The following is a 14,313-nucleotide window of genomic DNA, read 5'->3' on the forward strand; positions in this document are numbered from 1 at the left end:
GGTTGACCTTTCATGCGAGGTCAACCGGGCTTGGGATGTTCTCCACGTTGTTATCCTTGAGGTGCCGGGGGAAGGACGGCAGCGAGGGGTGCGGGGAGGGTCACCGTTTTGGGCACAGCGTTGACGAGTGGTTGGCCGACAGTCTCAATGATGTGCTCAGGGAGGACGTTGTCGGTTGCTGCTCGAACATCATTGAGGGCAGCTTGCGATGCGGCGCGTGCTGGGTATTCTGTCTGCGCTGCTGGGGAGGGGTCTGCCGCGGGGCTTACGTGATTGTCAGTCGCTGGTGGGGTTGCAGGGTTGTGGGTAAACGCGGTGTGCACGTCATCAGTTAGCTGTTGTGCTGGGCCGTACGTGTTTGCTGAAACTGAGAAAAATGGTCCGAAGGAGGCGGACGCCGTAATGGACTTGCGGTCGTCTGACCACCCCCACTTGGTGCCAATAACGCCCGGTAGGGTTGCGGTCCCATAGTCTTGTTTGAAGCCGTCAGCGGCCACTGGTGATGCTGTTGCGAGGGCGACGAGGACGGGGCCGGATAGGTTTTCACGTTTCTTTGCTTCTAGATATGCCACTGAGTCAGCTGTCGACGTTGTGCTGTATCCCCATCGGGGATCAGCATGTGTGTCGTTGAGGTGGTATTTTTCTGCGCGGTCCTGAATACTCTGTGGATAGGTTTTGTACAACGCGGTTGCGATGTTGTCATCGGAGTACCGAAGCATCTGTGTCGCTTGTGCTTGTTCCTCGGGCGTACCGTGCTCGAAAACATAGTCAGCGATATACATTTTGACCAGTGACAGTGCGGGGCGTGACTCGTGTTCATTTGTTGTACCCGCGTGGAAACCAGTCAATGATTCCTGGAAGGAGATTTGGGTCCGGATGGGCGCGATGATGTTTCCTTGCTGGTCGATATTCGGGGTTGGTGCTGCGTGTGCCACTGCACTTGAGGATGACACTATTGGTGCCACCAACACCGCCGCTACCGCAATAGCACCGGAGAAAACTTTGGTCATTCGTGTCCTGCGCGTCGGGGCATGATGATGCTCACCAGGCCCCGACGACGCCAGTTGAGGAGATGCGCCTGAACAAGTCACGGGGTTGACGTCTGTCGCCGAGTGAAGTCGTACTACACGTGTCATCGTCTCGATCCTTACCAAGAATTCAGAAAATACCTATATTTACTATAGCCTTCTTTGTGACGACACATTTCATGATGAACAACTGCCTACGCCTTGCAACACACCCGTGCGGACGTAACCCAGGGAGAACCGAACCTTGCGGGAAGAAGTAGTTCATTGCCCGTAGCCCACCATGTTCTGGCGAAGCTCGGGAGTTGACTAGCTCGGATAACAGAAAACACGTCGATCAGGGAAAGACTCTTACTGCCGTTCTTTTAGCCGAGCTACTGCTTCGCCACGCCTACGCCCGGATGTTCTTCCCGATATTTGGGGACCTCAGATGACGGCGGAATTCCATCCCTATCACCGGGGTGAAATCCTCACCGAGGAGAACGAGTAGTACCCCAGAAGACAATCAAGGAAGCCAACGCTAGGGCGGCTACCTCGAAAAAGTGGCCTGCAATTCCAACTCCAATAACAGCAACAAGCAACAAAGAACCGACGACGAATAAGCGTTACGATTCCCCTCTCTTTGTCAGGAAAGAAACGCTATGGGGGGTGGAGGATCTGAAAATTCTGTGCGCCCTATTTCTTAGTCGGGCAGATATACCTCAGCACAGATCGTACTGCCACCGTAGCCGACCCTATTATTCTTTCAGGGTTTGAAAGTAAAACCCCGCTGTCCGTGGACAGCGGGGTACTCTTACGACCCGGTCAGGTTCGTTGCAATCCTGGCGGGAAGAAGATTTTTACTTGTTGATCTTGGTCACACGACCAGCGCCAACGGTGCGGCCACCTTCACGGATAGCGAAGCGGAGGCCCTCATCCATAGCAACCGGCTGGATCAAGGTGACGGACATGTCGACATTGTCGCCAGGCATAACCATCTCAACACCGTCAGGAAGCTTCACAACACCGGTAACGTCGGTGGTGCGGAAGTAGAACTGCGGACGGTAGTTGTCGAAGAACGGGGTGTGGCGGCCGCCCTCGTCCTTGGACAGGACGTAGACAGAGCCCTCGAACTCGGTGTGAGGGGTGTATGCGCCAGGCTTCGCGATAATCTGACCACGCTCAACGTCTTCACGCTTGGTGCCACGGAGGAGCAGGCCACAGTTGTCGCCAGCCTCTGCGTAGTCGAGCTGCTTACGGAACATCTCGATACCGGTGACGGTGGTGTTCTGGGACTTCTCCTTGATACCCAGAATTTCAACGTCATCGTTGATGTTGAGGGTACCGCGCTCAACACGACCGGTCACAACGGTGCCGCGACCGGTGATGGTGAAGATGTCCTCAATCGGCATGAGGAACGGCTTTTCGGTCTCACGGATCGGATCCGGGATGGACTCATCGCACGCGTCCATGAGGTCGAGGATGGACTGGGTCCACTTCTCGTCACCCTCAAGAGCCTTCAAAGCAGAGATGTGAACGATAGGTGCTTCTTCATCAAAGTCCTGCTCGGCGAGGAGCTCACGAACTTCCATCTCAACGAGCTCGATGAGATCTTCGTCCTCAACCATGTCACACTTGTTCAGTGCAACGAGGATGTAAGGAACGCCAACCTGGCGAGCAAGAAGAACGTGCTCGCGGGTCTGAGGCATCGGGCCGTCGGTAGCAGCAACCACGAGGATTGCGCCGTCCATCTGAGCTGCACCGGTGATCATGTTCTTGATGTAGTCGGCGTGGCCCGGAGCATCCACGTGAGCGTAGTGACGCTTCGGGGTGGAGTACTCGACGTGAGCGATGTTAATGGTAATGCCGCGCTCTTTCTCCTCCGGCGCCTTGTCGATGGCGTCGAAAGCGAAAGCCTGGTTCTCTTCGGGGTACTTCTCCGCAAGAACCTTGGTGATCGCAGCGGTGGTGGTGGTCTTACCGTGGTCAACGTGACCGATGGTACCGATGTTTACGTGCGGCTTGCTCCGATCGAACTTAGCCTTCGCCACTGTTTGTCCTCCTGGACGTCTCGGTGGCTACGACGTTCGCAGCCACGGGTGGTATTACCTTTCACGGGTACGTCGTCACCATGATGATCAACCCGCGCCCCGCCGATACTAAATCAGTATCCGCGCTGGTCAAAGTTGAAAGTGGATGGCCCTGCGAAAGGTGATTTTTATATTGCCAGTTACAGCATAGTAAAGGGGTAAGGCAACGTATTTCAAGCTGCCATAGCCTCTTCTGTCCATGGTAACGGCCACCAGGCACTATTCACATTCTACGTCGGTGTGACGTGTCAGCATCGTTCACGGGGGGGAGTTCGAATCCGCCCCCACGCGACGGTACATCGATGGGATAGTGCCTGGTTGACCCTTACCATGTGCGCTCGCAGCCTACCCTGCAACTCGGTGGGCTGGGAGGTATGGAAACACGGTATTTACACCCGTGCGGAAGTTGACTACTTGCGCACGGGGCCGCCTACCGTGTGAGTCCACGTGGAGTATCCGGGTTACTTGGTACCCGTACGCTCCGCAATGATGTCCTGCGCGACATTCGTCGGAACCTCAGCGTAGGAGTCGAAAATCATGGTGTAGTTAGCACGACCCTGTGTCTTGGACCGCAGGTCACCAACGTAACCAAACATTGAGGACAACGGGACCGTCGCCTTGACCACCTTGGCGCCAGAGCGGTCATCCATGGAGTCAACCTGGCCACGGCGTGCGTTAACATCGCCAATGACTTCACCCATGTATTCCTCAGGTGTGATGATGTCCACAGCCATCATCGGCTCGAGCAGAACTGGCTTAGCCTTCTGAACAGCTTCCTTGAGTGCCTGTGCACCAGCGATCTTGAACGCCATTTCAGACGAGTCAACTTCGTGGTACTGACCATCGAGCAGGGTGGCCTTGATGTTGACCAGCGGGAAGCCAGCCAGCGTACCGTACTGCATGGCATCCTGAATACCAGCGTCGACGGAAGGAATGTATTCCTTTGGCACACGACCACCGGTGACAGCGTTCTCGAACTTGTAGGTCGGGGACTCGCCCTCTTCCAACTCGTCCAGGTTCGGTGAGTAGGGCTCCAGGGAGATGATGACCTTCGCGAACTGGCCCGAACCACCGGTCTGCTTCTTGTGGGTGTATTCGAACTTCTCGACAGGCTTGCGGATGGTCTCGCGGTACGCAACCTGCGGAGCACCAACATTTGCCTCAACCTTGAATTCGCGCTTCATGCGGTCAACAAGGACGTCGAGGTGAAGCTCGCCCATACCGCCGATAACGGTCTGGCCGGTTTCCTCATCGAGCTTCACAGTGAAGGTCGGGTCCTCTTCAGCGAGACGCTGAATAGCAACACCGAGTTTCTCCTGGTCAGCTTTCGACTTCGGCTCGATAGCGACCTCAATAACCGGATCCGGGAAGTCCATAGACTCCAGGATGATTTGGTTATTGGAATCACAGAGGGTGTCACCCGTGGTGGTGTCCTTCAGGCCGATGAAGGCGTAGATGTTACCGGCGTTGGCAACATCCATTGGGTTTTCCTTGTTGGCATGCATCTGGAAGAGCTTGCCAATGCGTTCCTTGTGCCCCTTGGTGGAGTTCATAACCTGCTGGCCAGGCTCAACGGAACCAGAGTACACGCGGACGAAGGTCAACTTACCAAAGAACGGGTGGGCAGCAATCTTAAAGGCCAGAGCGGAGAACGGCGCATCAGTGGCAGGCGTACGGGTCAGCTCGACGGATTCGTCGCCAACCTTGTGGCCGTGAACCTCTCCCACGTCAAGCGGGGTCGGCAGGTACCAGTTGATGGCGTCAAGCAAAGGCTGGACACCCTTGTTCTTATAGGCGGAACCACAGAAGACCGGGAAGATCTCGGAGTTCACCACCATCTTGCGGATGGCTTCGTGAATCTCGTCAGTGGTGAGTTCTTCGCCGGAGAAGTACTTCTCCATGAGTGCTTCATCAGACTCAGCAACAGCTTCGAGGAGCTTCTCGTGGTATTCCTCGGCCTTGTCTTTCAGTTCAGCCGGGATGTCCTCAATGGTGGGCTCTGCGCCAACGTCGACCTTGCCGCGCCATGTAATGGCATTCATGTTGATCAGGTCAACGACGCCATCGAAGTCATCCTCAGCACCGATGGGCAGCTGCATGACCAGTGGTTTGGCGTTCAGACGGTCGACAATGGTGTCGACGGTGTAGTAGAAGTCTGCTCCCAGCTTATCCATCTTGTTGACGAAGCAAATGCGGGGAACATCGTACTTAGCAGCCTGGCGCCACACCTGCTCGGACTGCGGCTCAACGCCTTCTTTACCGTCGAAGACGGCGACGGCGCCATCAAGCACGCGGAGCGAACGTTCAACCTCAACGGTGAAGTCAACGTGGCCGGGAGTGTCGATGATGTTGATCTGGTTGTCTTTCCAGAAACAGGTGACAGCAGCCGACGTGATGGTGATGCCGCGCTCTTTCTCCTGCTCCATCCAGTCGGTGGTGGAGGCACCATCGTGGGTTTCACCGACCTTGCGGTTGATACCCGTGTAGAAGAGGATTCGTTCGGTGACGGTAGTCTTGCCGGCATCGATGTGGGCCATGATGCCGATGTTGCGGACCTTGTGAAGGTCAGAAAGCACTTTTTGTGCCACTGTGTACCCCAACTCGTAGTTTGGTGGCCCCGATCACCGGAAGACTCCGATGGCGGCGGGCCTGCGTGCAATTCTTAGTCTGGCTACGCCGGAGAGGTGATTACCAGCGGTAGTGCGCGAATGCGCGGTTAGCTTCAGCCATCTTGTGCGTGTCTTCGCGACGCTTGACCGATGCCCCGAGCCCGTTGGAGGCGTCGAGAATTTCTGCGGAGAGACGCTCGGTCATGGTGTTCTCACGACGCTGACGGGTGAACATGACCAACCAACGCAACGCCAGGGTGGTAGCGCGGCCGGGGCGAACCTCAACCGGAACCTGGTAGGTGGCGCCACCGACGCGACGTGAACGCACCTCAAGGGTGGGCTTAACGTTGTCGAGAGCCTTCTTAAGGGTCAGAACCGGGTCGGTTCCGGTCTTCTCGCGGCACGCTTCAAGGGCACCATAGACGATGCGCTCAGCGGTGGATTTCTTGCCGTCAACGAGGACCTTGTTGATCAGCTGCGACACGATGGTGTCCCCGTATACCGGGTCCTTCGGGAGCTGACGTGCGGGTGCTGGACCTTTACGTGGCATGGATTATTTCTCCTTCTTGGCGCCGTAGCGAGAACGTGCCTGCTTACGATCCTTCACTCCCTGCGTATCAAGGGAGCCGCGAATGATGCGGTAGCGGACACCGGGAAGGTCCTTCACACGACCACCACGGACGAGCACCATGGAGTGTTCCTGCAGGTTGTGGCCTTCACCAGGAATATAAGCGGAAACCTCAATACCAGAGGTCAGGCGAACACGAGCAACCTTACGGAGAGCGGAGTTCGGCTTCTTCGGGGTCGTCGTGTAGACACGGGTGCAGACGCCGCGGCGCTGCGGTGAACCCTTGAGGGCCGCGGTCTTCACCTTAGCCTTCTTGTCTTTGCGGCCCTTGCGGACCAGCTGCTGAATAGTAGGCATGTACCGACTTTCTATGTTTTCTTGACGCGGTTGCGATGCATTCCCGGATACCCTTCCCACATTTCAGTGCGATGGGTGTTATAGCTCACCGGGGTTGTCACTCGCTCACTGGCATAGTGCCCGTGCAGGCGGGGTGCTCACGTGGTGCTCACACCTGCCCTTGCAAGCGTATTCCGTAACGCTAAAAAGCTCGTGCCGACACCACACGGGGATGATGTTTCGGCGGAACTTTTTAACGGTGTGACCAGCAATTTTTGAGCGTACGTGAACGAGTCAGCCGCTCTCGCTGGCCTACGGTGGACATTCGTCCCGCCCGCACGTGGCGGACACAGCATCTCAGTTTAAGCGATAACCTGGATTTTTCCCAAACTTATAGCGCCTCATCAGCGTCACTGGAGAGTTCACACACCAGGTGTTCAGCAGAGAAGTACGATCGCTGAGCACCCCGCCTCGTGGCCGCCCGCGAGGCCACAAAAGTTGCCCATCGCGCCGCATCTACAAGGCCACACCCTGCCGCGACCGCCGCAGCCACCGTTCCCATGAAACAATCACCACACCCGGTCGAGTCGACGGTGTCCACAGGCCACCCGGGAATATAGACACCCTGACAATCACGCCCCACCGATGACACACTGAGGCCACACACCTCATCCAACTCGATGACGACGCACCCCGCTGACCCCACCGTCACAATCACACCTCGTAGACCAGCACAACACGCAATACGCCTCGCAATACTCTCAAGACCGTCAGGAGGGCCCTCACCAGGCCTTGTGAGACCATGGCTGTCCTCTCCCCCACTATTGTCATGGTCAGGAAGTAACGCCCCTCCATCCTCGTCGAGCACGCCATACGCCGCTGCCAGCGCACGTAGCTCAAGCTGATTCACAATGACAATATCTGCGCCCTGAAGTACCCCAGGGCCTGCGTCGACAATGGGGGAATAATTCACAATGATCTGCGGTGCCCGGTCCGCATGACGGGCAACATTAATAGCAGCCTCCACGGCAGAAACAGGCGCCTCGAAGCCCAACGCAACAACATCCGAACCCTGCAACGTCCCCGCCGCGGCCTCAATATCCCCCCGTGACACTGTTCGATTCGCACCCGCGGAATACACAATCGTATTCTCCCCTGCACGGTTCACTGTGATCAACGCCGTCCCCGTCGGGGTATCCCGCTCAACCACATGTGAGGTGTCAACCCCCACGGTTGCCAACTCTCCTCGAAGCCGCTCACCGTAGGGGTCACGCCCCACAGCCCCAACCATGGCCACATGCGCCCCCATTTTCGACGCCGCCACAGCCTGATTCGACGACTTCCCACCAGGACTAATTGTCACATCACCACCCACAACAGTTTCCCCTGGCGATGGAAACTCCGCGACGACGGTCGTGACATCAGCGTTAATGGACCCCACCACCGCCACCGTTCCCGGAGTAGACACTATCGACGATGCGATTGATAAAAGAGCGCGTACGTGGTCTGTTTCTCGTCCCATAATTATCGTCTGCGGTTCTAAGCTCGAATGGTCTGGAATGTAGGTCCACCCTACCTAGAATGCGCTTTGTCGTGGAGACTTTCTCTGAGCCGTCGCCTGACATTCCCCCGCCGGGTGCCCGGCGTTCATAATGGAACCACCCGTATCCCCTAAAGAACACCCCACCCCGGTCCGTCGCAGACCTCATGACTAAGAGTGAAACCATGACACATCACCGCTCACACCACCTCGCCGCAGCACTGTGCGCACCACTACTACTCTTTGCCGCAAGCTGCACCCACACACACGACCCCGCCGAGAAACCAACCTCCACGACACCGACCCCCACCTCGACGGCCACTGGCGCCACGCCACACCATGCCACTAGCCACACGATCACATCAAGCGGAAAAAAGCGCACCTACGTACTATCCGTCCCTGCCAACGCACGCACCAACACACGCATACCCGTCATCTTCGCCTTCCACGGGCATGTCTCATCGGCACGCGAAATGGAGAAATATTCCGGACTGGATAAGCTGCCCGCACTCGTGGTTTACCCGCAAGGTGAACCCGGCGACCCCACCTCCCCCGGCGCTTCCTGGGAATCTGCTCCCTACGCCACAACGAACCATGGCGCACAAGATTCCCAACTTGTCAAAGATCTCGTTACCGCACTCGACAATCGCTACCCTATCGACCACTCACGCATCTACGCCACCGGTAAATCCAACGGAGGCGGATTCGCCGCCAAGCTAGGCTGCACCATGCCCACGCTTTTCGCCGCAGTCGCCCCCGTATCCGGCGCATACTACGACGATACCCACAACACACGACCCGCCGGATGCGCTGCCGTCACGGCACGCACACGCGTGTCCATCATGGAAGTCCACGGCACCGCCGACACAACCATGAGATACAACGGAGGTGTTGCCCACGGTGCACCATACATTTCCGGAGGTCGGCTCGTTGCCGAATTCGCCCGACGAAATCACTGTGTCACGCCACCGGCCACCAACCCTCCAACCAAGGACGGCGGACAACAATTCGCGTGGAGTAGCTGCCCCAGCGGCGCTGAAGCTGTTCACTACAAGGTGACAGACGCCGGCCACAACTGGCCTGGATCAGCTGCTCCCGAGGTTGGCGGAAAAGGCCCGTACGTGGATTCATTTCCGACCACCGACCTCATCTGGCAATTCTTCTCCCGCCACCATAAATAACCCGGGGGAAATAACAGTCGAGCAAGCCAGCTCAATTGGCTAGCTAGCCATAGCCCATCGATCACACCATGGCAACTACCTGGGTAGTCGAGGTGGCTTCTCGCCTTCCCTGCGTTTAATGATTGCGTGACGTAGAGGAGTTGCGAGTGTCCACCCGGGACACACAAACAGTACAAGACCTCCCCAATTGTCAAAGATTGCGATAAACAATGCGCCAACCCAAACACTGATCGTGTCGACCCACCGGTTCGCTACGACATGTTCGCCGGTATAGTACCGATCTTCGTTCGTCCAGAAGATAAGCGTGAAGTCAGCCGCCGCAAAGATAAGGAAGACAATCGCTGCTGACCGATAGCCATAGAGGGTAAGCAGAAATGCGAGAACAACAGACAACGCGCCAAAGAAAAAGATGGTGAGATTCCTCACGCTTCCCTAAATTCCTCTCTTAAGAGTCTCAAATATAGGCAGCTATATAATGCTAGGGTAACCTACCCTGAACTTACTCAATATGCCTAGAAAGCGCTGATTGTGGAGGGCTCTATGGTGCCTAAATCACTCAGAACGCAAGTCTTCGCAGTTTTAACCGCTGCTCACTTCAGCGCCAGCGTATTTCTCTCAACTCAGTGCTAGCAGCCTCGAGTTGAATCGAAGATTTAACAACGGATCGTAAACGGTCGTTAGGTTGGTGCTGTCTTTTGGTAGGAACACCCTAACTCGAATCGTCGCTGTGGCCCATACTTCTCAGCAACGGTGCCGCGAAGGTACTTCTTTCGTTGGACCAGTGCTTTCATTAAGTGACATGCCGTCAAGGTACGACAAAAGGCGGGGATATCCCCGCCTTTTACACAAGCACTCAGGTATACACCAAAGCGCCAATCAACATAACGACCGTGGGACGAGTGCCCAGCAACTAACCTCGATCATCTAGTTGATATCGCCGAATCCACCGTCAAAACCGTGGTCGTCGAGTCGGACAGCAGCACCGGTGAACTCGCCGTAGCCGCCGTCTTCACCGTAGAAGCCATCGCCATAGCTAATGTTCATCGAGAACGCTTGAGCGCGAGCTTCTTCCGTCGGTTCCACGGAGATGTTCCGGTAGCGGGAAATACCCGTACCAGCCGGGATAAGCTTACCGATGATGACGTTCTCCTTGAGGCCGATGAGCTTATCGGACCGCTTGTTGATGGCGGCGTCGGTAAGAACACGTGTGGTCTCCTGGAACGACGCTGCCGACAGCCAGGATTCGGTAGCCAAGGACGCCTTGGTGATACCCATGATCTCCTGACGGTACGATGCGAGATCTCCGCCGGTGGCTCGGACAGCATCGTTGGCAGCTTTCGCTTCATTCCGGTCAACCAGAGTTCCGGGGAGGAACTCAGTTGAACCTGACTCGATAACGGTCACGCGGCGAAGCATCTGGCGCACAATGATCTCAATGTGCTTATCGTGGATAGCCACACCTTGATCACGGTACACCTTCTGAACCTGCTCAATGAGGTGCTTCTGGACACCCTTTGCCCCCTCAACGCGGAGAACCTCATGAGGGTCCGGGGCGCCGCGGAGCAACGGCTGGCCGACGACCACATGGTCGCCACTGCGCAGCTGGTGTTCGAAGCCACCTGGTTCCTGTGTGACAGCAAGACCCTGACGTTTCGACAGTTTCTCGTACACGACTTCATCACTGCCGTCATCCGGGGTAATGGTCAGGGTGTAAAAATTACCGTCGTCCTCCAGGTTGATCGTGCCAGGCACAGAGGCGATGGGAGCCTGGTTCTTCGGAACACGAGCCTCGAACAACTCTTGCACACGGGGCAAACCACCGGTGATGTCGCCACCGACACCACCCTGGTGGAACGTACGCATGGTCAGCTGGGTGCCGGGCTCACCAATGGACTGGGCTGCGACGATACCAACGGCTTCGCCGATGTCGACCTTCTGCCCAGTTGCCATGGAGCGGCCGTAACAGGTTGCACACACGCCGGTAGCGGTCTCACACATCATGACAGTGCGAACACGCGCAGTCCGAACCCCGGCAGCCACCATCTTCTTCGCTTCAATTTCACCGATGAGAGCACCGCGCTCATAGATGACGTCACCCTTATCGTTGACAGCATCACGGGCAAGGTAGCGGCCAATCAGGCCGGTCTCAAGGAAGTCTGCGCGGGTGAACTCGCCGGTTTCGTTGCCCTCAGCATCAACCACCGCGTGAGCAACGTCCACGTCGAGGCCTTGTTTCGTGCCACAGTCGTCTTCGCGGACGATAACATCCTGGGCGACATCGACAAGGCGTCGGGTGAGATAACCGGAGTCGGCAGTACGCAGAGCGGTATCGGCCAGACCCTTACGCGAACCGTGGGAGTTGTTGAAGTACTCCAACACTGACAAGCCTTCGCGGAAGGAGGTCTTAATCGGGCGGGTGATGTAGTCACCGCGGGAGTTCGTGACCATGCCCTTCATGCCAGCCAGGGTCCAGATCTGACGCATGTTACCGGCGGCGCCGGACTTCACGATCATTGGAATCGGGTTCTCATCTGGATAGATGTTCTCCACGGATTCACCCACGAAGTCGGTGCATTCCTTCCAGAGGTCAACGAGGGAGCGGTACCGCTCTTCTTCGTTGATCTTGCCTCGGGCGAGCTTCTTCTCGATGGTCGCAGCCTGCTTCTCGTAGCGCTGGAGGATTTCTTCCTTGTTGGGAAGAACCAACACGTCGGCCATAGAGATGGTGACACAGGATCGAGTTGCCCAATGGAAACCGGCATCTTTCATCTTGTCGACGGTCTGCGCAACGGTGATCATGGGGTACCGTGCGGCAAGATCGTTGATGATGACAGCCTGTGCCTTCTTCGCCATCACATCGTTGACGAATGGGTAGTTCCAGGGCAGCAGTTCGTTGAACATGATGCGGCCGAGGGTGGTGCGGGCAGTCCACTGTTGGCCACGCTGCCATCCGTCGGGGAATAGTTCTGCTTCGATGTCCTCTGGCGGGCGGAGGTGGCTGATGCGAACCTCGATGGGCGCCTGGAGGCCAAGCACACCGCGGTCGCGAGCCATGAGGGCCTCAGCGAAGGACGAGTACACACCACGCTTCGGGCCATCGCCATCAGCGTCGTGGAATGCGCCTTCGCCGCCAATCTGGTCTTCGCCCTTCTCCAGGGTAAGGAAGTAGAGGCCGGTCACCATGTCCAGGCGGGGCATGGCCAGTGGCTTACCAGACGCCGGAGAGAGGATGTTGTTGGATGCGAGCATGAGGACGCGGGCTTCTGCCTGCGCTTCTGCCGACAGAGGCAGGTGAACGGCCATCTGGTCGCCGTCGAAGTCGGCGTTGAATGCCTCACAGGCCAGCGGATGTAGCTGGATTGCTTTACCTTCGACGAGAACTGGCTCAAACGCCTGAATACCGAGGCGGTGCAGGGTAGGTGCACGGTTCAACATCACGGGGTGCTCAGCGATGGCTTCTTCGAGGACGTCCCACACTTCGGGGCGCTGACGCTCCACCATGCGCTTGGCGGAACGGATGTTCTGAGCGTAGGACTTCTCGACCAAGCGCTTCATGACGAACGGTTTGAATAGTTCCAACGCCATGAGCTTTGGCAAGCCACACTGGTGCAGTTTCAGCTGCGGACCAACAATGATTACTGAACGGCCGGAATAGTCAACACGCTTACCGAGGAGGTTCTGGCGGAAGCGGCCGGCTTTACCTTTGAGCAGGTCAGATAGCGACTTCAGCGGTCGGTTGCCGGGTCCTGCAACGGGGCGGCCACGGCGACCATTGTCGAAGAGGGCGTCGACGGATTCCTGAAGCATGCGCTTCTCGTTGTTGACGATAATCTCCGGTGCGCCGAGATCGATCATGCGCTTGAGGCGGTTATTGCGGTTGATGACACGACGGTAGAGATCGTTGAGGTCGGAGGTGGCGAAGCGGCCACCGTCCAACTGGACCATCGGACGCAGCTCTGGCGGGATCACGGGGATCGCGTCTAGCACCATCGCTGCCGGGTCATTACCAGAGCGCAAGAACGCGGCGACAACACGGAGGCGTTTGAGCGCACGAACTTGTTTCTGGCCTTTGCCGTCGCGAATAACGTCGCGAAGCAGTTCAGCTTCTTCTTCGAGGTCGAAGTTCTTGATGAGCGTTTGGATCGCTTCGGCACCCATGCCACCGGTGAAGTAGTCCTCGTAGCGGTCGACTAGCTCCGAGTAGATGGCTTCGTCGACAATCATCTGCTTGGGTGCAAGCTTGATGAAGGTGTTCCAGATTTCGTCGAGGCGGTCGATTTCACGCTCGGCACGCTCACGGATGTGGCGCATTTCGCGCTCGGCGGCATTCTGAACTTTACGCTTCGCGTCGGCTTTAGCACCGTTGGCTTCGAGTTCTTTGAGGTCTTCTTCCAGCTTTTGCTGGCGTTCCGCGAGTTCTTCGTCGCGGTCGGCTTCGACCTCTTTCTTCTCCATGAACATGTCAGCTTCGAGGGTTTCTTGGTCCGTATGACGGGCCTCCTCGTCGACCGAAGTGATGATGTTCGCGGCGAAGTAGATGATCTTTTCCAGATCCTTCGGGGCGAGGTCCAGGAGGTAGCCGAGGCGTGACGGAACACCCTTGAAGTACCAAATATGGGTGACTGGGGCGGCGAGCTCGATGTGGCCCATACGTTCACGGCGGACCTTCGACTTGGTCACTTCAACGCCACAGCGTTCACAGATGATGCCCTTGTAGCGGACACGTTTGTATTTACCGCACGCGCATTCCCAGTCGCGGGTGGGCCCGAAGATGCGTTCGCAGAATAGGCCATCCTTTTCTGGTTTTAGGGTGCGGTAGTTGATGGTCTCGGGCTTTTTGACCTCGCCGTGTGACCAGCGACGGATGTCATCGGCCGTGGCGAGACCGATGCGGAGCTCGTCGAAAAGATTGACGTCGAGCACGTAACGTCCTTTCCCCTCGTTCACGAGGGTTGTGCGGATGATTACTGGTTACTAGTTGGGAG

Annotated in this window: 9 protein-coding genes; 1 reads left to right on the forward strand and 8 read right to left on the reverse strand. The window is 57.0% G+C overall.

What is annotated here, in order from left to right; translation table 11 throughout:
• Window positions 1–50: 50 nt before the first annotated feature.
• From V5S80_RS05425 to V5S80_RS05450, 6 genes are all read right to left on the reverse strand, one after another.
• On the reverse strand, window positions 51–1,136 hold the full coding sequence (locus V5S80_RS05425) for a hypothetical protein (RefSeq protein ID WP_395169757.1): 1,086 nt from the start codon (window positions 1,134–1,136) through the stop codon (window positions 51–53).
• 728 nt (window positions 1,137–1,864) lie between these two features.
• Window positions 1,865–3,055: an elongation factor Tu gene (gene tuf / locus V5S80_RS05430; protein WP_395169758.1), complete on the reverse strand. Its 1,191-nt coding sequence runs from the start codon at window positions 3,053–3,055 to the stop codon at window positions 1,865–1,867.
• Between the two features lie 500 nt (window positions 3,056–3,555).
• Entirely contained in the window at window positions 3,556–5,682 is a 2,127-nt protein-coding gene (gene fusA / locus V5S80_RS05435) for an elongation factor G (RefSeq protein ID WP_395169759.1), read from the reverse strand.
• Between the two features lie 100 nt (window positions 5,683–5,782).
• Window positions 5,783–6,253, reverse strand: a complete 471-nt coding sequence (gene rpsG, locus V5S80_RS05440) for a 30S ribosomal protein S7 (RefSeq protein ID WP_395169760.1) — start codon at window positions 6,251–6,253, stop codon at window positions 5,783–5,785.
• Between the two features lie 3 nt (window positions 6,254–6,256).
• Window positions 6,257–6,628, reverse strand: coding sequence for a 30S ribosomal protein S12 (rpsL, locus tag V5S80_RS05445; protein ID WP_012732458.1), 372 nt, complete (start codon window positions 6,626–6,628; stop codon window positions 6,257–6,259).
• Window positions 6,629–6,998: 370 nt separating this feature from the next.
• Window positions 6,999–8,129 (reverse strand): ribokinase, encoded by a 1,131-nt coding sequence (locus V5S80_RS05450; protein WP_395169761.1) that lies wholly within the window; start codon window positions 8,127–8,129, stop codon window positions 6,999–7,001.
• Window positions 8,130–8,332: 203 nt separating this feature from the next.
• On the opposite strand from V5S80_RS05450, the gene V5S80_RS05455 reads away from it, so the two are divergent.
• On the forward strand, window positions 8,333–9,328 hold the full coding sequence (locus V5S80_RS05455; RefSeq protein ID WP_395169762.1) for an alpha/beta hydrolase family esterase: 996 nt from the start codon (window positions 8,333–8,335) through the stop codon (window positions 9,326–9,328).
• 75 nt (window positions 9,329–9,403) lie between these two features.
• Here the strand turns inward: V5S80_RS05455 and V5S80_RS05460 are convergent, their stop codons facing one another.
• Window positions 9,404–9,754 (reverse strand): hypothetical protein, encoded by a 351-nt coding sequence (locus tag V5S80_RS05460; RefSeq protein WP_395169763.1) that lies wholly within the window; start codon window positions 9,752–9,754, stop codon window positions 9,404–9,406.
• Window positions 9,755–10,252: 498 nt separating this feature from the next.
• On the reverse strand, window positions 10,253–14,251 hold the full coding sequence (locus V5S80_RS05465) for a DNA-directed RNA polymerase subunit beta' (protein WP_395169764.1): 3,999 nt from the start codon (window positions 14,249–14,251) through the stop codon (window positions 10,253–10,255).
• Between the last annotated feature and the right edge of the window lie 62 nt (window positions 14,252–14,313).

This window comes from Corynebacterium sp. PCR 32 (genome assembly GCF_037464985.1).
Lineage (GTDB): Bacteria > Actinomycetota > Actinomycetes > Mycobacteriales > Mycobacteriaceae > Corynebacterium > Corynebacterium kroppenstedtii_D.